The sequence below is a fragment of the Erythrobacter sp. SG61-1L genome, assembly GCF_001305965.1.
Lineage (GTDB): Bacteria > Pseudomonadota > Alphaproteobacteria > Sphingomonadales > Sphingomonadaceae > Andeanibacterium.
Map to the genome: position 1 here is coordinate 2,824,686 of NZ_JXQC01000003.1, position 17,612 is coordinate 2,842,297.

Annotated in this window: 21 protein-coding genes; 14 read left to right on the plus strand and 7 right to left on the minus strand. The window is 63.5% G+C overall.

Features of this window, described 5'->3' with window-relative positions:
* The first annotated feature begins 65 nt into the window (after positions 1-65).
* Entirely contained in the window at positions 66-260 is a 195-nt protein-coding gene (locus SZ64_RS13870) for a hypothetical protein (RefSeq protein ID WP_054531368.1), read from the plus strand.
* A 65-nt stretch (positions 261-325) separates the two neighbouring features.
* On the opposite strand, the gene rpsI is transcribed toward SZ64_RS13870, so the two are convergent.
* The 4 genes from rpsI to SZ64_RS13890 all read right to left on the minus strand — a co-directional run bounded on the left by rpsI (position 326) and on the right by SZ64_RS13890 (position 2,894).
* Entirely contained in the window at positions 326-865 is a 540-nt protein-coding gene (gene rpsI / locus SZ64_RS13875; RefSeq protein ID WP_082384595.1) for a 30S ribosomal protein S9, read from the minus strand.
* On the minus strand, positions 865-1,344 hold the full coding sequence (rplM, locus tag SZ64_RS13880) for a 50S ribosomal protein L13 (RefSeq protein WP_054531369.1): 480 nt from the start codon (positions 1,342-1,344) through the stop codon (positions 865-867). The genes rpsI and rplM overlap by 1 nt, the downstream gene beginning before the upstream one ends.
* Before the next feature lie 149 nt (positions 1,345-1,493).
* The gene (gene cutA / locus SZ64_RS13885) at positions 1,494-1,823 is read right to left on the minus strand and encodes a divalent-cation tolerance protein CutA (protein WP_054531370.1); all 330 of its coding nucleotides are present in this window, start codon (positions 1,821-1,823) and stop codon (positions 1,494-1,496) included.
* Between the two features lie 6 nt (positions 1,824-1,829).
* Positions 1,830-2,894, minus strand: coding sequence for a COX15/CtaA family protein (locus SZ64_RS13890; RefSeq protein ID WP_241773043.1), 1,065 nt, complete (start codon positions 2,892-2,894; stop codon positions 1,830-1,832).
* A gap of 164 nt (positions 2,895-3,058) precedes the next feature.
* Between SZ64_RS13890 and SZ64_RS13895 the strand changes: the two genes are divergently transcribed.
* The 5 genes from SZ64_RS13895 to SZ64_RS13915 all read left to right on the plus strand — a co-directional run bounded on the left by SZ64_RS13895 (position 3,059) and on the right by SZ64_RS13915 (position 6,518).
* Complete coding sequence (locus SZ64_RS13895; RefSeq protein ID WP_347230265.1) at positions 3,059-3,382, plus strand: MerC domain-containing protein; 324 nt, start codon at positions 3,059-3,061, stop codon at positions 3,380-3,382.
* Positions 3,383-3,453: 71 nt separating this feature from the next.
* Positions 3,454-4,437, plus strand: a complete 984-nt coding sequence (thiS, locus tag SZ64_RS13900) for a sulfur carrier protein ThiS (protein WP_082384596.1) — start codon at positions 3,454-3,456, stop codon at positions 4,435-4,437.
* Between the two features lie 407 nt (positions 4,438-4,844).
* Positions 4,845-5,366, plus strand: coding sequence for a hypothetical protein (locus SZ64_RS13905; RefSeq protein ID WP_054531372.1), 522 nt, complete (start codon positions 4,845-4,847; stop codon positions 5,364-5,366).
* Positions 5,367-5,382: 16 nt separating this feature from the next.
* On the plus strand, positions 5,383-5,892 hold the full coding sequence (locus tag SZ64_RS13910) for a hypothetical protein (protein ID WP_054531373.1): 510 nt from the start codon (positions 5,383-5,385) through the stop codon (positions 5,890-5,892).
* 89 nt (positions 5,893-5,981) lie between these two features.
* Positions 5,982-6,518, plus strand: a complete 537-nt coding sequence (locus tag SZ64_RS13915; RefSeq protein ID WP_054531374.1) for a TIGR00645 family protein — start codon at positions 5,982-5,984, stop codon at positions 6,516-6,518.
* A gap of 31 nt (positions 6,519-6,549) precedes the next feature.
* On the opposite strand, the gene SZ64_RS13920 is transcribed toward SZ64_RS13915, so the two are convergent.
* The 3 genes from SZ64_RS13920 to SZ64_RS13930 all read right to left on the minus strand — a co-directional run bounded on the left by SZ64_RS13920 (position 6,550) and on the right by SZ64_RS13930 (position 11,244).
* The gene (locus SZ64_RS13920) at positions 6,550-8,376 is read right to left on the minus strand and encodes a long-chain fatty acid--CoA ligase (protein WP_054531375.1); all 1,827 of its coding nucleotides are present in this window, start codon (positions 8,374-8,376) and stop codon (positions 6,550-6,552) included.
* Between the two features lie 93 nt (positions 8,377-8,469).
* A complete protein-coding gene (ggt, locus tag SZ64_RS13925; protein WP_054531376.1) occupies positions 8,470-10,191 on the minus strand; it encodes a gamma-glutamyltransferase in 1,722 nt (573 codons plus the stop codon).
* 9 nt (positions 10,192-10,200) lie between these two features.
* The gene (locus tag SZ64_RS13930) at positions 10,201-11,244 is read right to left on the minus strand and encodes a quinone-dependent dihydroorotate dehydrogenase (protein WP_054531377.1); all 1,044 of its coding nucleotides are present in this window, start codon (positions 11,242-11,244) and stop codon (positions 10,201-10,203) included.
* Positions 11,245-11,645: 401 nt separating this feature from the next.
* Between SZ64_RS13930 and SZ64_RS13940 the strand changes: the two genes are divergently transcribed.
* Genes SZ64_RS13940 through SZ64_RS13975 form a run of 8 tightly spaced genes read left to right on the plus strand, consistent with a single transcriptional unit; the run spans position 11,646 to position 17,604 of the window.
* Positions 11,646-12,071 (plus strand): SUF system Fe-S cluster assembly regulator, encoded by a 426-nt coding sequence (locus SZ64_RS13940; RefSeq protein ID WP_054531379.1) that lies wholly within the window; start codon positions 11,646-11,648, stop codon positions 12,069-12,071.
* Positions 12,068-13,549 carry a Fe-S cluster assembly protein SufB gene (gene sufB, locus SZ64_RS13945; protein WP_054531380.1) on the plus strand — a complete coding sequence of 494 codons (1,482 nt, stop codon included), beginning with the start codon at positions 12,068-12,070 and terminating at the stop codon, positions 13,547-13,549. Before SZ64_RS13940 ends, sufB begins: the two co-directional genes overlap by 4 nt.
* Complete coding sequence (locus tag SZ64_RS13950) at positions 13,546-14,046, plus strand: DUF559 domain-containing protein (protein ID WP_054531381.1); 501 nt, start codon at positions 13,546-13,548, stop codon at positions 14,044-14,046. Before sufB ends, SZ64_RS13950 begins: the two co-directional genes overlap by 4 nt.
* A gap of 19 nt (positions 14,047-14,065) precedes the next feature.
* Positions 14,066-14,806: a Fe-S cluster assembly ATPase SufC gene (gene sufC, locus SZ64_RS13955; protein ID WP_054531382.1), complete on the plus strand. Its 741-nt coding sequence runs from the start codon at positions 14,066-14,068 to the stop codon at positions 14,804-14,806.
* Positions 14,803-15,552, plus strand: coding sequence for a SufD family Fe-S cluster assembly protein (locus SZ64_RS13960; RefSeq protein ID WP_054531383.1), 750 nt, complete (start codon positions 14,803-14,805; stop codon positions 15,550-15,552). Before sufC ends, SZ64_RS13960 begins: the two co-directional genes overlap by 4 nt.
* Positions 15,549-16,760 (plus strand): cysteine desulfurase, encoded by a 1,212-nt coding sequence (locus SZ64_RS13965; RefSeq protein ID WP_054531384.1) that lies wholly within the window; start codon positions 15,549-15,551, stop codon positions 16,758-16,760. The genes SZ64_RS13960 and SZ64_RS13965 overlap by 4 nt, the downstream gene beginning before the upstream one ends.
* Positions 16,757-17,248: an SUF system Fe-S cluster assembly protein gene (locus tag SZ64_RS13970; RefSeq protein ID WP_054531385.1), complete on the plus strand. Its 492-nt coding sequence runs from the start codon at positions 16,757-16,759 to the stop codon at positions 17,246-17,248. Before SZ64_RS13965 ends, SZ64_RS13970 begins: the two co-directional genes overlap by 4 nt.
* Entirely contained in the window at positions 17,248-17,604 is a 357-nt protein-coding gene (locus SZ64_RS13975) for an iron-sulfur cluster assembly accessory protein (RefSeq protein ID WP_054531386.1), read from the plus strand. The genes SZ64_RS13970 and SZ64_RS13975 overlap by 1 nt, the downstream gene beginning before the upstream one ends.
* The last annotated feature ends 8 nt before the right edge of the window (positions 17,605-17,612 follow it).

Sequence of the window (17,612 nt, forward strand, 5' to 3'; positions counted from 1 at the left end):
TCAAGGCGCATGAATTGCGGGCGTGCAACAGGCGATCATCGACATTTGCGGCCCCGGAGGACGGCATGTTCAGACTCGCGATGATCCTGCATCTGGTGATCGGTTCAACCCTGATGGGCGTTGGCGTGATTGCCGTACTGGTCATGGGAATGACCCAGCCTCGGCCAATCATTCTGGCTGCTGTGGTCGGTTTCCTGATCGCCTTTCCCGTCAGCTGGATGGTTGCCAAGGCGATTACGCGGCAGACCGGCACGAGTTGACCGCACAACGAAAAAGGGCGGCCTGTTGCCAGGCCGCCCCTTCGTAACGGGTTTCCCCGAAAAGCTCAGCGCTTCGAGAACTGGAAGCTGCGGCGTGCCTTGGCGCGGCCGTACTTCTTGCGTTCCACCACGCGGCTGTCGCGGGTGAGGAAACCGGCAGCCTTGACGGTGCCGCGCAGCGCAGGTTCGAACTTCGACAGAGCCTGGCTGATGCCGTGCTTCACAGCGCCCGCCTGACCCGAAAGACCGCCGCCCTTGACGGTAGCGACGACGTCATACTGGCCTTCGCGCTCCGAAATCTGGAACGGCTGGTTGATGACGAGGCGCAGCGTCGGACGTGCGAAATAGACTTCCTGATCGCGGCCATTGACGGTGACCTTGCCAGTGCCCGGCTTCAGCCACACGCGGGCCACGGCGTCCTTGCGGCGGCCGGTGGCATAGGCGCGACCCAGCGAGTCCACTTCCTGCTCGCGCAGGGGGGCGGTGCTGGCGTGAGTGACTTCGGCAACGCCCGCAGCAGCGGCTGCAGCGTCGGCGGCAGGAGCTTCGCCGGTGATCGACTTCAGATCGGCGAGATCCGTGACGGAGTTGGTTTCGTCGGCCATTAGGAGGTAGCCTTGTTCTTGCGGTTCATCGAAGCGACGTCGAGCGCCACGGGCTGGGTTCCCCCATGCGGATGTTCGGTGCCGGCATAGAGGTGCAGCGCGCGCATCTGCGCACGGCCGAGCGGGCCACGCGGGATCATACGTTCCACGGCCTTTTCGAGCACGCGCTCGGGGAAGCGGCTGCCCAGAACCTTGGCGGGGCTGGTTTCCTTGATGCCGCCGGGGTGGCCGGTGTGCTTGTAGTAACGCTTGTCCTGCAGCTTGTTGCCGGTGAAGCGCACCTTGTCCGCGTTGATGACGACAACATGGTCGCCGCAATCGACGTGCGGGGTGAAGCTCGGCTTGTGCTTGCCGCGCAGGATATTGGCGATGATCACCGCGAGGCGGCCGACCACCAGGCCGTCGGCATCGATCAGATGCCAGTTCTTTTCCACCTCGGCCGGCTTGATCGACCGGGTGGTCTTGCTGAGCGCCTTCATGGGCCTGAATTTCCTTATCGTATGTCCATCACCGAGCGCGGCCTGTTGATAAAACACAAGCGCGTGCCCGCGAATGGCGGGGCCTTTGTGCGGAAATGGCCCGCAAGTCAAGCAAAACGGCGGGTTTCGGCGGAGGTAAAATAATACCGTTAGCCGCCTGTGCCTGCAAGACCGGCCAGCCATCCGGCCGTGGCCGCGCCACAGCGGTCCGCATTCCAGCCCACGATCGCCGGGGCGTCATAGGGATGGATTTCCTCCAACCGGGCGATTGCCCGGGACAGCAGTCCTGCCTCTGTCTTGAACAGAACGCCGCATTCGCGCGAATCGCCCCGCTCGCCCAGCCATTGGTAGAGCGAGCGCATGGCCGGCATGATATTGGCGCAGGCGATCAGCCCTTCGTCGAGCAGGATCGTGGCGGCGGCAGCCGCGTCGTCTTCAGTGGCGAAGGTGCTCCAGATGAGAGCTGGCTTCGCGCTCATCAGGGCTTAAAGCCGCCGTCCGGTGGAATGCGCGCCCCATGCGGTCGCGGCGACCAACAGCGCGCCAACCAGCTGGTGCAGCACCGCGATCCACAGGGAAACCCCGGTCAGCACGGTGGCGATGCCCAGAATCACCTGCGTACCGAAGGCCGAATGGATCGCCACTGACGCCTGCCGGTCGCCTGCGCGCCGGCTTTTGCGCGCCAGCACGATCAGGAAGGCCACGGCCACCCATGCCCACCAGCGATGGACAAAGTGAAGCAGGAAAGGCTCATGCGTGAAGGCCCAGAAGGCGCCGTTCGACCAGTCGACTTCCGGAAACAGCCGCCCCTGCATCAGCGGCCAGCTGTCGGAAGCCAGGCCCGCGTTGAGACCAGCGACCCAGGCACCCAGCAGCAATTGCACGAACAGCACCGCGCCGGTCACCGCGCCGATCCGGGTCAGCCGCGCGGGCCGCGCGCCGGGCGATTTCGTCAGATCCAGAAGGTCAAGAGCGGTCCACACCAGCCCGGCCAGCGTGATCAGTGCAGTCAGCAGGTGGATCGAAAGCCAGAAATGGCTGACGTCGGTGACCTTCGCATTAAGGCCCGAACTCACCATGATCCAGCCGAACACGCCCTGCAGCCCGCCCAGTGCCAGCAGCGCGACGAGCCGCGGCTTGTAGCCGGTGGGGATCGCCTTGCGCAGCCAGTACCACGCCAGCGGTAGCGCAAAGGCAAGGCCGATCACGCGGCCCAACAGGCGGTGGAACCATTCCCAGAAATAGATGAACTTGTAATCGGCCAACGTCATCCCCGCAGGGCCGTTGATCTGCTGATATTCGCCGATCTGGCGATAGCCATCGAATTCGGCCTGCCATTGCGCTTCGGTAAGCGGGGGAAGGGCGCCGGTCACGGGCTTCCATTCGGTGATCGAAAGGCCCGATTCCGTCAGGCGCGTAATCCCGCCCACCATCACCATCAGAATGACAAGGAAGGCGACAAACAGCAGCCAACGGGCAAGGGCCACGGGGCGAACAGTGCTGCCAATGCCCGCCTGGGGGCCGGACTCAACGCGCATCGCATTATCCATGCGCCGCCCTCTGCGCCGCACCGGGGCAAAGCGCAAGGGGCCAGCAAAGCCCGGCATTGCATATCGGCGCGCCAAAGCACTTGAACAATGATACATCGTAACATACATGGGCGCCCATGCCGACGCCTACGCCTTCGAATCGCAGCCACCTTGATCGGGCCGGGATGCTCCTTTCAGGACTCTGCGCGCTTCATTGCGTATCGGGCATCGTCCTCGTTGCCGTGCTGGGAATGGGTGGGGGCATCCTGCTCGATCCCATCATCCACCGCGTTGGCCTCGCTATCGCGGCGCTGATCGCTGCTGTGGCCATCGGCATTGGTGCCCTGCGCCACCGGCGCGCCTTGCCCTTCGTGGTGGCGATGACCGGCCTGTCCTTCATGGGCGGCGCGCTGGCCGTGCCGCATGGCATGGAAGAAGCCGTGCTGACGATTATCGGCGTGAGCCTGGTGGCGCTGGCGCACTTCCTGAACCTGCGCCACAAGCACTAAGGCCCGCCGCCGCTCCAAAATTCGCCACTTAGCCCTGTAACCTTGGCCCCTCAGGCGCTATCTGGCCCGACATGGCTGACCAGATTTCCCTTACCGTCAATGGCGAAGCCCGGCGCAGTGCCGCCGCCACTATCGCCGAACTCGTTGCCGAACTCGGCCTCAAGCCCGAAAAGGTGGCGGTGGAGCGCAATGGCGCGATTGCACCGCGCTCGGCCCATGGCGAAACGCCGCTGGCCGATGGCGATGTGCTGGAGATTGTGCATTTCGTCGGCGGAGGGGATCATGCCGCGGATACATGGACCGTAGCGGGCCACACATTCCGTTCGCGGCTGATCGTGGGCACCGGCAAGTATAAGGACTTCGCCCAGAATGCGGCAGCCGTTGAGGCTTCGGGCGCGGAAATCGTCACCGTGGCAGTGCGGCGCGTCAATGTGTCTGACCCGACTGCCCCGATGCTGACGGACTATATCGATCCGCAGAAGATCACTTACCTGCCCAACACGGCAGGTTGCTTCACGGCCGAAGAAGCGATCCGCACCCTGCGCCTGGCGCGCGAGGCTGGCGGTTGGGAACTGGTGAAGCTGGAAGTCTTGGGCGAGGCCCGCACGCTTTACCCCGACATGCGCGAAACGCTGAAGGCCACCGAGATTCTGGCCGCTGAAGGCTTCAAGCCGATGGTCTATTGCACCGACGATCCGATTGCCGCCAAGCAGCTGGAATCGGCCGGCGCGGTGGCAGTCATGCCGCTCGGCGCCCCCATCGGTTCGGGCCTTGGCATCCAGAACCGGGTGACGATCCGCCTGATCGTGGAAGGCGCCAGCGTGCCGGTGCTGGTCGATGCCGGAGTTGGCACTGCGTCCGATGCCGCCGTGGCAATGGAACTGGGCTGCGACGGTGTGCTGATGAACACTGCCATTGCCGAAGCGAAAGATCCGCTGCGCATGGCCCGGGCAATGAAGCTGGCGGTGGAGGCCGGGCGCGACGCCTATCTCGCCGGGCGCATGGGCACGCGCAAATATGCCGATCCTTCCAGCCCGCTGGCGGGGCTGATCTAGGCGGGGTGGAAATTCTCCTGACCGATCGTCCGCTATAGGCGAGCCGCTTTTCCGCCTGGCGTGGCTGAAATGGGGTGGGGAGCGGACAAAACCTGCTTGCCTCAACCTCCACACCCGTTCGTCCTGAGCCTGTCGAAGGACACGCGCCGTCGTCTGATCTGGGGCTACATCAATAAGCAGAAGCAGTGCGAACCAGTCAGCCCTCAATTATTCTAGAATGAACCTATCGCGTGTCCTTCGACAGGCTCAGGACGAACGGGGGTTGAAGAATGTCGCAATGCGTGGAGTCGGGAAAGGCCGCTTCCAGCGCCTCTCAAATTATCCACAAGCGGTTTACCGGATACTAACCATGGAGCGCGCATGTCCTGTTCCACAGGCCAATCAGGACGGGCCTGGGGGACAAGGACATGCACGACGCCCAATCGCTGACGATTGCGGAATTGCGCGAATTCGCGAGCTTCGCGCCCTCGGAACAACGCTATATCAAGCGCAGCCTCGATGTTGGTCTGGGCCGGGCCGACGCGTTCAAGCTGTGGGCGCGCGATGCGGATGAACTGGCTTCGATTCGCCGCCAATATCTCGCCTATCAGGATCTGAAGGGCCTCAAGGGCATCACGCCCGATGAGACCGCGATTGACGGGATCGAGGATTTCATGGGCAGGCTGCTGCACGTGACCGCGTTCGATCTGGCGCAGGAAAAGCTGAATGGCTTTTCCGCCTATCGTTTCCTTTATGAGCGCCTGCTGGGCGCCGATGTGCGGCCTTGGCTTCCGGCAGCCTTCTGCGGGGCTTCCGCCCTGCCGCAGATTCGCCCGGAACGGCGCAAGCTGCTGCTCCAGTCGCTCAGCGAAGCGGCGGCCACGGCCCCGGGCTGGTCTGCTCGTGCGCCGATCTTCTATCCCGAATTCGTCGAAGCCGAAGCGGCCTGAGCAGGACTGACCCCGGATGAACGCGCAGGAATTCGACCAGCTTTCGCCGCACGATCTTGCCCGCGCCGAGGTCGAGGCGTGGCGGGCCGAATGTCTGGACCTGTTCGCACAGGGCGAAATCCTGATCGGCACCCTGCTCGAACTCGCGCGCGAGGCGCGTTATCGCGTGAATCTCTACCCGGTGGCTGCGCAGCGCACGCTGGAAGCATCGCGTCTGGTGGATATGCTCGGCGCCGATACGGAAGCCAAGGATGCCGGGCCGGTGCTGGCTGCATGGCAGAGCCTCGAATCGCGGCGCGACCTGCTCGCTTCGGGCGTCGCCACCGAAACGGTGGACCGCATGGGCAATTGGTACGTCATGTTCGACATGATTTCCTATCGCGGCAATGGCGCGGTGCGCGGCCGCTGGGCCGTGAGCCGCAACGAGGCAGAGGCCTTCCTGCAGGAATTGGAACATTCCTACATCATCCTCAAGAGCCAGCTTGGTGCGATCCGCCTGGAATTGGGCAACCGCTTCGCTGCCTGAACCGGGTGTCCGCCTGGACGCTATCGAAGGGTAGCATTTCTGCTCGCCTGTGGGGTGACAGGGCCAAAACGCCCGACTAAGCAGCAGGCATGCAACAGGATCCCAACGCGCCCCTCCGCCCGCTGCCTCTCCTGATCTTCGGTTCCCGCTGGCTACAGCTTCCGCTCTATCTCGGGCTGATCGTGGCGCAGTGCGTCTATGTCTATCTGTTCCTCAAGGAACTGTGGCACCTGATCACCCATGCTGCCGGTTTCAGCGAGCAGGAGATCATGCTCGTCGTGCTGGGGCTGATCGACGTGGTGATGATTTCCAACCTGCTGATCATGGTGATCGTTGGCGGTTACGAAACCTTCGTTTCGCGCCTTGGCCTGCAGGGCCATCGCGACCAGCCCGAATGGCTCAGCCATGTGAATGCCGGCATCCTCAAAGTGAAGCTGGCGATGGCGATCATCGGCATTTCCTCGATCCACCTGCTGCGCACTTTCATCGAAGCGAGCGCAATCGGCACGCCGAACGCGCGGCTGACGGAAACGGGTGTGATGTGGCAGACGATCATTCACGGGATGTTCATCGTCTCGGCCATCGGCATCGCCTATGTCGACCGAATGACCCAGCACAAGCACTGAGCGGGTTAGCGCGCGCTAACCCTGTCCGGCTTCACGCCTTGTAGAGCGCGTCCAGCCGTTCCCCATAGCGGGCCTTGATCATGTGGCGGCGAATCTTGAGGCTGGGGGTCATCTCGCCATTCTCGATGGCGAAGGCCTCGTCGGCAAAGGCGAACTGGCGGACTTTCTCAACTACCGAGATGTCCTTGTTCACCCGGTCTACCGCGGCGCGGATCGCGCTCTTGAAGGCAGGCAGTTCCTGCAGCGCGTCCATGTCGAATTTCTCGCCATTGGCGCGCGCCCATTCCAGCGCCCATTCGGCATCGGGGACGATCAACCCCACAATGTAGGGTCGCTTGTCGCCCACCACCATTGCCTGCGCGATTTCGCGCTGAAGCGTCAGCATTCCCTCGATCTTCTGGGGCGCGACGTTGTCGCCCTTGTCGTTGACGATCATGTCCTTCTTGCGATCGGTGATGACGATCCGGCCCTTGGCATCCAGATGGCCGATGTCGCCCGTATGCAGCCAGATCGCTCCAGTCGGATCGATTGCATTGGGTTGGAGCGCACGGGCGGTTTCCGCCGGGTTCTGCCAGTATCCCTGCATAACCAGTTCTCCGCGCACCAGAATCTCGCCATCTTCGGCGATCCGTACTTCCACGCCCTTCATCGGCGGGCCGACCGTGTCCATCTTCAATCCCACCTTGGGCCGGTTGCAGCTGACCACTGGGGCGGATTCGGTCTGGCCATAGCCTTGCAGCATGGTCAGCCCCATGGATTCGAAGAAGGTGCCGACATCGGGATTGAGCGGCGCCCCGCCCGATACCAGCGCCTTGATCCGTCCGCCGAACCGGTCTCGAATCTTGGGGCGTAGCGTCTTTTCCAGGATCAGGTTCATCGGCAGGTCGCGCAGCCGCCGGCGCCCGGCGAAAGACAGTTCCCCGATGCGCAGGGCGCGGTCCATCAGGAAGTTGGCCACCCTGCCCTGCTTTTCCACCTGTTTCATGATGCGGGTGCGCAACACTTCGAACAGGCGGGGAACCACCACCATGATAGTGGGGCGCACTTCCTCGATATTGCTGGCCAGCTTATCCAGCCCTTCGGCGTAATAGATCTCGGCGCCCAGCCCGATGGGCAGGAACTGGCCGCCCGTATGTTCATAGGCGTGGGAAAGCGGCAGGAAAGAGAGGAACACTTCCTCGTCCCAGCCGAAATCCTCCACTAGCAGATCGGCCGCACCGTCGATGTTGCACAGGATTGCCCCGTGGGAGAGCATCACCCCGCGCGGGGCGCCGCCCGTGCCGCTGGTATAGATGATGCAGGCGGTCACTTCGCGGCCGATTCCGGCAATCCGTTCTTCCACTGCGCTGCGCGCGGCATCGGCATCGCCAGCCAGCATCTCGTCCCAGCTATGGAAGTCGAAAGTGCCGGACTGGTGGCGGTTGAGATTTTCCACCCCGATGACATGTTCGGCCACGCCTGACGTCATCACCGCAGGCAGCAGCGGCTTGGCCAGTTTCTCGTTGGAGACGATCACTACGCGCGCGCCGGAATTGTCCAGCACATGCTGGTGATCGCGCTCGGTATTGGTGGTGTAGGCCGGCACGGTGATGCAGCCGGCGGCCATGATCGCCAGGTCCGCGATACACCATTCCGGCCGGTTTTCGGAGACGAGCGCCACCCGGTCGCCTTCCTTCAGGCCCAGTTTGCGCAGGTTTTCTGACAGCAGGCATACCGCCCGCGCCACTTCGTTCCAGCTTTGCGAATGCCAGCTACCGCCGCTTTTGGCCCACAGGAACGGCTTGTCGCCCAGTTCGTCGGCCCGCTGCAGGAACAGGGCGACCAGATTGTCGGCCGATCCGAAATCGGTAAGCTTCATCGGCAAATCCCCTCGCGCCCCATCACCCTCCCGGGGCCCTTTTCCCGAGATGTAAGCCCGGTTTGCGCAAGCGACAAGCACGCAGAAGGGGCGCTATTCCCCGACAGAGGCGCCCGCGCTGCGCGGGTCGGCCGCACCAAGCCAGCCGGTGGCAGTGCGTTCCGCCGCATTGGCCTTGAGCGGAAGCGCACGGGCGACGATGGCCTTGTGGCCCAAGGCTTCCAGCGCGGGCTTCATGCCTTCCAACGCCGTGCCCGGCTCGATGAACATCGTGTCGCCGGGGGAATAGAGCATCGGCAGGGCAATCGCGTCCTGTGCCGAAAGATCCCAGTCGATCCAGCCGATCAGGGCCTTGGCCACCTGTACCGGAATGGTCGGCCCGCCCGCCGCGCCGACGGCCATCGCCAGCTTGCCGTTGGCGTCATAGACCAGTGTGGGTGACATGGAACTGCGCGGCCGCTTGCCTGCCTGCACCCGGTTTGCCACCGGCAAACCGTCTTTTTCCGGCGAGAAGCTGAAATCCGTCAGTTCATTATTGAGGTAATAGCCGCCCACCATCAGGCCCGACCCGAAGGAACCTTCAACGGTCGAGGTGTAGCTTACCGCATTGCCCCAGCGGTCCACTGCCACGAAATGGGATGTGCCGTGTTCTTCAGGCTCGTCGCCATCGGCCCAGCTTACCTGCGTGCCATCCATCGGCGGGGTTCCCGCGCTGGCCGTGGCCATCGTGCTGTCGGGCGAGATCAGCAGGCCTCGCCCAGCCAGATAGGCATCGCTCACCAGCCCCTTTACCGGGACCGGCACGAAATCATCGTCGCCAAGGTAAAGCTCGCGGTCCGCGAAGGCGAGGCGCTGGGATTCGGCAAAGAGGTGCCACGCGACGGGCGAATCCTTGCCCAGCGCATGCAGATCGAATCGTTCAAGCTGCTTCAGGATCGCCAGCACAGTGGTCGCGCCGGAAGAAGGCGGACCCATGCCGCAGATTTTGTATGTCCGGTACGTTCCGCAAACGGGAGTACGATCGCGCGCAGCGTAATTCTCGATGTCGCCCGTCACCATGCCGCGCGCATGTGGGGTCTCTGCGGCGACATGCACGGCGATCGCCAGCGCATTGTCGCCGGTATAGAAGGCGTCCGGGCCTTCCTTTGCCAGTTTTTCAAGCGTTTCGGCCAGGGCGGGGTTTTTCACCAGCGTGCCCACCGGCAGCGGCTCGCCCATCTCGTCGTAAAACAGGGCCTGCCCTTCCGCCTCTGCTGCGGCCCGGTTCTTCGCGTTGATCAGGAATTCGTGCAGGCGTTCGTTGATGACGAACCCGTCGCGCGCCAGTGCAATGGCCGGGTCGAACAGGGCCTTCCAGGGCAGCTTACCGTGGCGCTCATGTGCCTTCTGCGCCAGACGGACATTGCCCGGTACACCTACGCTGAGGCCGGACATCACCGCTTCCATGAAGGGGCGCGGTTTGCCCTCGCTGTCGAGGAACCAGTCCGGCCCCGCTGCCATGGGCGCCGTTTCGCGCCCGTCCAGCGTTTCGACATCTCCGGCCGCATCGCCCAGCACCATGAAGCCGCCGCCGCCAATGCCGGAGCTTTGCGGTTCGACCACGGTCAGGGCCAGCATGGTGGCGATGGCCGCATCGGTGGCGCTGCCGCCCTTGCGCAGCATTTGCGCCCCGGCCTCGGCCGCGCGCGGATCGGCCGCGCTGACGAGGCCGGGCGCCTGTGGCGCAGGCGTGCTGGCCAGCGCCGCACCGCCTTCGCCAGTGCAGGCCCAGAGGGCAAAGGGGAGGAGAAGGGCTGCGGAGAAGCGTTTCAGCATGGACCCTGCCTATTCGCTCCCGACGGCCTCTTCAATGGAAGTGAAGCCGTCCCGCCGCATCAGTGCCTCGATCCCGCGTGTGATCCTGCGGGCGATGCCCGGGCCTTCATAGACCATGGAGGAATAGAGCTGCACCAGGCTGGCACCGGCCCTGATCCGCGCCCAGGCATCCGCAGCATTGGCGATGCCGCCCACGCCCACCAGCGGCACGGCGCCGCCGGTTGCCTTGCGGAAATCGCGCAGGCGCTGCTGGGCCAGATCGCGCAGGGGCGCGCCGGAAAGGCCGCCGGTCTCCCCGGCATGGCGCGATTTCAGCGGCGGGCGCGAGATGGTGGTGTTGGACACGATCAGCGCGCCCAGCTTCTTTTCAACTGCGATGCGGGCGATGGCGTCCACATCGGCAGGCTCCAGATCGGGCGCAACCTTCAGGAAGACCGGCGGTGGCTTGCCATGGGTGGCCTCGCTTGCCCCGTCGAGCACAGCGTCGAGCAGTTCGGTAAGCACGCTTTCATCCTGCAAAGCGCGCAGGCCCGGCGTATTGGGGCTGGAGACGTTGACCGCCAGATAGGTGGCCAGCGGCGCCATGACACGGGCCATCACCCCATAATCGGAAATGCGATCGGGCGAATCCTTGTTCGCGCCGATATTGATGCCGACCACCCCGGTACGGGCGGCTCTTGCCGCAAGCCGGTCATGTGCGGTTTCAGCGCCCTTGTTGTTGAACCCCATGCGGTTGATTACCGCGCGGTCCTCGGTCAGGCGGAACAGGCGCGGTTTCGGGTTGCCCGATTGCGGCAACGGCGTGATCGAGCCTACTTCAGCAAAGCCGAAGCCAAGCCCCAGCAGGGCGTCGGGCACTTCACCATCCTTGTCGAACCCGGCGGCCATGCCCAGCGGATTGGGAAAGCGGATGCCCGCCAGGCTCGTCGCCAGCGGGCCGTCGGCCGCAGGGGGTGCGCCATGCGGCAGGGCCTTCAGCGCGGCAAGGGCCAGGCCATGCGCGGTTTCGGGATCAAAGGCGAACAGGGCGGGGCGGATCAGGCGGAAAAGCATGCCCGCCGGTTATGGCAAAGCGCGCGCCCTGTCGATGGCGAGGAAGGGTGCGGAAGCGCGGAATAGCCACTGGCGTATGTCCCTGAGCACGCTAACGAAAGTTACGATTTCTTTGCGCTGTTACTCATTTGCCACCGCCTTTGTCGCTTTCTTACAATTCCTGTTCATCTTTCATCGGTAGACAGGGCGCGCGACCCGAAGGGCTCGAAGCAGCAATGCTATCGAGTTCTCAACTTAGAGGGCGGTTTCCTTTCGAGGGGGCCGCCCTTTTTTCGTCCGGTTTTCCGGCGCTTTTCCGCCATTGGCGGATTGGTTGTTGCAATGCGGCAATCCATGCCTAGATGAAACCGGAACGAATCACTCTGAATTGGAGTGGCCCTGAAACCCACGAGGAAAGGCAGATGCGGCTTTCGAGCATGGCCGATTACGCAGTCGTCACGATGAGCGCCGCCGCGCGCCATTGCGGTTCTGCGCGCGTCTCCTCTGTGCAGCTGGCGGAAGAAACCGGCTTGCCCGTGCCCACGGTGCAGAAGCTGGTCAGTATGCTCAGCTCTGCCGGCCTGCTGCGGTCCGTGCGCGGTGCTCATGGCGGGTTGCAGCTGGCCCGGCCGGCGGCGGCGATTTCCATTGCGGACATTGTCGAAGCGGTTGAAGGGCCGATTGCGCTGACCGCCTGCGTGGATCACGGCAAGCAGGATTGCGCGCTCGAATGCTCCTGCTCCGCGCGGCCGCATTGGGGTGCAGTGAATGAGGCGATGCGCGGCGCGCTGGCGGGTGTCCCGCTCAGCCGGTTCGTCGGCGTTCCCGCCAAGGATGTAGCATTGTGACCGACGAAACGACTCTGCCCGATCAGGAAGCCCGCGAAGCGGCGAAGAAGCTCGAAACCTATGAATGGGGTTTCTCGAGCGACATCGAACAGGAATTCGCGCCCAAGGGGCTGGACGAAAACACTGTCCGCTTCATTTCGGCCAAGAAGGAAGAGCCGGAATGGATGCTGGAATGGCGTCTCAAGGCCTTCCGCCTGTGGCAGACCATGCCTGAACCGGACTGGGCCAAGCTCGACATTCCGCCGATCGATTATCAGGACGCCTATTATTACGCCGCCCCCCGCAAGAAGGAGGCGCTGAAGAGCCTTGATGAGCTCGATCCCGAGATCAAGGCCGTCTACGACAAGCTGGGCATTCCGCTGGCGGAGCAGGAAGTGCTCGCCGGGGTGGAAGGTTCGCGCAAGGTTGCCGTCGATGCCGTGTTCGACAGCGTCAGCGTTGCCACCACTTTCCGGGAAGAGCTGAAGAAGGCGGGAGTCATCTTCCTCTCCATCTCGGAAGCGATCCGCGAATATCCCGAAATGGTGAAGCAGTGGCTCGGCAAGGTCGTGCCGATGCACGACAATTATTTCGCAGCCCTCAATTGCGCGGTCTTTTCCGACGGCACCTTCGTCTACATCCCCGAAGGCGTGCGCTGCCCGATGGAGCTTTCCACCTATTTCCGCATCAATGCGGAAAATACCGGGCAGTTCGAGCGCACACTGATCGTGGCCGACAAGGGCGCCTACGTTTCCTATCTGGAAGGCTGCACCGCACCGCAGCGCGATGAGAACCAGCTTCATGCCGCAGTGGTGGAACTGGTCGCGCTCGACGATGCGGAGATCAAATATTCCACCGTCCAGAACTGGTATCCCGGCGATGCCGAGGGCAAGGGCGGGATCTATAATTTCGTCACCAAGCGGGCGCTGTGTCAGGGCAAGCGCAGCAAGGTCAGCTGGACACAGGTGGAAACCGGCAGCGCGATCACCTGGAAATATCCCAGCTGCGTGCTGAATGGTGAGGATTCGGTGGGCGAGTTCTACTCGGTCGCGGTCACCAACAACCACCAGCAGGCCGATACCGGCACCAAGATGATCCACAACGGCGCGCGCAGCCGTTCCACCATTGTGTCCAAGGGTATCAGCGCGGGCAAGAGCAACAACACCTATCGCGGGCTGGTGCGTGTGGGCGCCAATGCCGATGGCGTGCGCAACTTCACCCAGTGCGACAGCCTGCTGCTGGGCGACAAATGCGGCGCGCACACCGTGCCCTATATCGAAGTGAAGAACCCTTCAGCCCAGATCGAGCATGAGGCGACCACTAGCAAGATCAGCGACGATCAGCTGTTCTACGCCATGCAGCGCGGGCTGGATCAGGAAGCGGCAGTGGCGCTGATCGTCAACGGCTTTGCCCGCGAAGTGTTGCAGCAATTGCCGATGGAATTCGCCGTGGAAGCGCAGAAGCTGCTCGGTATCAGCCTTGAAGGTAGCGTAGGATGACTGACCGCAAGACTCTCAAGCTCCGCTCGCCTGACGAACAGGCCGAAGCACCCGCTCTCAAGCGCAAAGGCCGCGGTTGGGAGATTTCGGAATCGCGGCTCGATGCGTTGCACGATCAGGCGCGCGAGATGCGCCGCCATTCGAGCGAGGCGCACAAGGCGCTGGCGGAGCGTTTCGCCAAGGCCGATCTCGGGCGTTACAAATTCACGCGCCACGCCGTGGTCGGCTCGGCCATCGTCGATTTCAACTGCCACAATCTCGGCATGGTGATCGCAATTGACGAGGAAGGCGCCAACGAGGCGATCGAGCATCGCCGTGACAAGAGCCTTGAGGCAATCGGCGTCCGCGTCATGAGGATCAAGGCCGCCGACATTCTCGAGAACATGGACGAAGTACTTGCGCGGATCACCGCCGGCATGCGCCTGCGCATTGCCGACAAGGCAGAATCGCGCCGCAAGCACTTTGCCAGCCACCCCCGCAAGGCGAACCCGCGCTGAAGCGGCGACAGGACAGACAATGCTGAAGATCGAAAACCTCCACGCCGAAATCGACGGCAAGCAGATCCTCAATGGCCTCACTCTGGAAGTGGGCGCGGGCGAGGTGCATGCGATCATGGGCCCCAATGGCGCGGGCAAGTCCACGCTGGGCTATGTGCTGGGCGGCCGCCCCGGTTATGAAGTCACGCAGGGTTCCGTGACCTTCAAGGGGCAGAATCTGCTGGAACTGGAACCGCATGAACGCGCGGCGGCCGGCATGTTCCTGGGTTTCCAGTATCCGGTGGAGATTCCCGGCGTCAGCTTCGCCCAGTTCCTGCGCGAGGCTGTGAATGCCCAGCGCAAGGGCCGCGGGGAAGAAGCGCTTTCGGGCGGCGAGTTCCTGAAGCTGGCCAAGGAAAAGGCCGGGCTGCTGCGGCTCGATATGGATATGCTCAAGCGCCCGGTGAATGTCGGCTTTTCCGGCGGCGAGAAGAAGCGCGCCGAGATGGTCCAGATGGGCATTCTCGACCCCTCCTTTGCCGTGCTGGACGAGACGGATAGCGGCCTCGACATCGATGCGCTGCGCATCGTGGGCGAAGGCATCAATGCGATCATGCGCGCGCCGGACAAGGCCGTGCTGCTGATCACGCATTATCAGCGCTTGCTCGATTACGTGAAGCCGGACGTGGTGCACGTCCTCGCCAAGGGCCGCATCGTGAAGACGGGCGGGCCGGAGCTCGCGCTTGAACTCGAAGAGCAGGGCTACGAGGCGGTTGCGTGAGCGAGTTGGCCACCCTTCCCACCACGCGTGACGAGGATTGGCGCTATGCCGATCCCCAGTGGCTGGCCGCTGCCGACCCGGCTGCGCTTGCCCGGTGGCGCGAAGTGGATGTGCCTGCTGGCACTGCGATCAGCGAAACGCGGGAAGTTGCCGCAGGTGTTGAACGTCTGCGCGTCCTTGTCGGGCGTGGGGGCAGCTTTGCCCTGTTCTGCATCAATGCCGCTGGCCCCTATGCCCGCGCCGAAGTGGAAGTGACGCTGGAAGAAGGCGCGCATTTCGAATTTGGCGGCGTGACTATCGGCGGGGGCGATGCTCGGCAGGAATTCGTCACCCGCGTGGTCCATGCCCACCCCCATGCCACCAGCAACCAGACGGTGCGCGCGGTGCAATGGGGCCGTTCCACCGGCAATTTCCTCGGCCGGATCGAAGTGGTACGCGATGCGCAGAAGACCGATGCGGCGCAGAATTTCCGCGCGATCCTGCTGGAAAAAGGCGCAACGGCCAACACCAAGCCGGAACTGGAAATCTATGCCGACGATGTGAAATGCGCCCATGGCGCGGCCATCGGCGCGCTGGACCAGACGGCGGCGTTTTATATGGCGGCGCGGGGTATTCCGCCGGAAGTCGCCCGCAAGCTGTTGATCCGCGCATTCGTGGCCGATGCCTTCGCCGCGATCGAGGATGCCGATATGCGCGAGGCCATGCTTGAAAAGGCGCTTTCCGCCCTGGGCGAGGAGGCCGCATGAGCACCGAGACCCTGACCCGCAAGGCGGACTTTCCCGGCCTGTTGAATGCCGATGGCGGCGAATGGCATTATCTCGATACGGCGGCAACGGCGCAGAAGCCCATTGCCGTGATCGAGGCGGTCAGCCGCGCATTGGGGCAGGATTACGCCACGGTTCACCGGGGGGTCTATGCCCGCTCGGCCGAGATGACGCTCGCCTTCGAAGAGGCGCGGCGCAAGGTGGCGCGCTTCATTGGCGGGCAGGAGGACGAAATCGTCTTCACGCGCGGCGCGACCGAGGCGATCAATCTGGTGGCGGCAACATGGGGCGCGGCCAATCTTCGGCCGGGCGACCGTATTTTGCTCTCCACGCTGGAGCATCATTCCAACATCGTGCCCTGGCAGCTGGTGGCGCAGCGGACCGGCGCGATCATCGATGTCTGCCCGCTGACCGAGGACGGCCGGATCGATCTCGACGCGGCCGAGGCAATGTTGACGTCTGCGCACAAGCTGGTCGCCTTCGCCCATGTCTCCAACGTGCTCGGGTCCGAACTGGATGCCGCGCGCGCGGTCACTCTGGCCCATGCGGTCGGCGCGAAGATTCTGCTCGACGGGTGCCAGGCCGTCCCGCGCCTCAAAGTGGATGTCGCGGCGCTGGGCTGCGATTTCTATGCCTTCTCGGCGCACAAGCTCTATGGCCCCACCGGCATTGGCGCGCTGTGGGCCCGGCGCGAGATCCTGGCCGACATGCCCCCCTATCAGGGCGGCGGCGCGATGATCGACAAGGTGACCTTCGAACGCACCACCTACGCCCCTGCCCCGCAGCGTTTCGAGGCAGGCACGCCTGCCATTGTCGAGGCGATCGGCTTTGGCGCGGCGGTGGATTACCTCTCGGAAATCGGGCTGGACGTGGCCGAGCGGCATGAACGCGAACTGGTGGCGAAGCTGCGCGGCGAATTGCGCGCGATGAACGACGTCACCCTGTTCGGGCCGGAACAGTCGGCTGGCATCGTCAGTTTCGCACTTGATGGCATTCATCCCCACGATCTCGGCACGATCCTCGATGAGGCGAATGTCGCGATCCGGGCGGGCCATCATTGCGCGCAGCCTTTGATGGATCATCTGGGCGTGCCCGCCACCGCGCGGGCCAGCTTCGGTATTTACAGTGACGAAAGCGATATTGCGGCCCTGCTGGCCGGTATCGAGCGGACCAAGAGGATTTTCGGATGAGCGAGGAAGCGGACAAGGGCTTCACCGTGGAAGAAGTTGCCAGCGTGGATGCGCCGCCGCGCGCGCGCGTCGATCTGGAAAACACGCCGGACGAAACGCCCGTAGAAAAGCTGGAGCGCAAGCGCGACTATCTCGAAGGCTTCCTGGCGCAGAAGCCGGAAGGCGCCAATGCGGGCGATCCGGGTGGTGCGCTGTATGAAGCGGTGATCACCTCGCTGAAGGAAATCTACGATCCGGAAATCCCGGTGAACATCTACGATCTGGGCCTGATCTACGGCGTGGACGTTTCGGAAGATGGCGATGCCGTGGTGACGATGACGCTCACTACCCCGCATTGCCCCGTGGCCGAAAGCATGCCAGGCGAAGTGGAACTGCGCGTGGGCGCGGTGCCGGGCATTCGCGATGCCGAAGTGAATCTCGTCTGGGATCCGCCGTGGGATCCGGCCAAGATGAGCGACGAGGCCCGGCTCGAACTGGGGATGCTGTGATGGCCGAAACCCAAACCCGCCAGCGCCCTGCCGCTGTCATTCTCACTCCCGGCGCGGAAGCGCGCATTGCGGAACTGATGGCGAATGCGCCGGAAGGGGCAATCGGGGTGAAGCTTTCCACTCCGCGCCGGGGCTGTTCCGGCCTTGCCTATTCGGTCGACTATGTGAACGAGGCCGTTCCCTTCGACGAGCGGATCGAAACGCCGGGCGGCACTTTCTTCATCGACGGGGCGAGCGTGCTCTACCTCGTCGGTTCGATCATGGACTGGAAGGAAGACGATTTTTCGGCCGGCTTCGTGTTCGACAACCCGAATGCCAAGGGTTCCTGCGGCTGCGGGGAAAGCTTCACCGTCTGACCGAACGG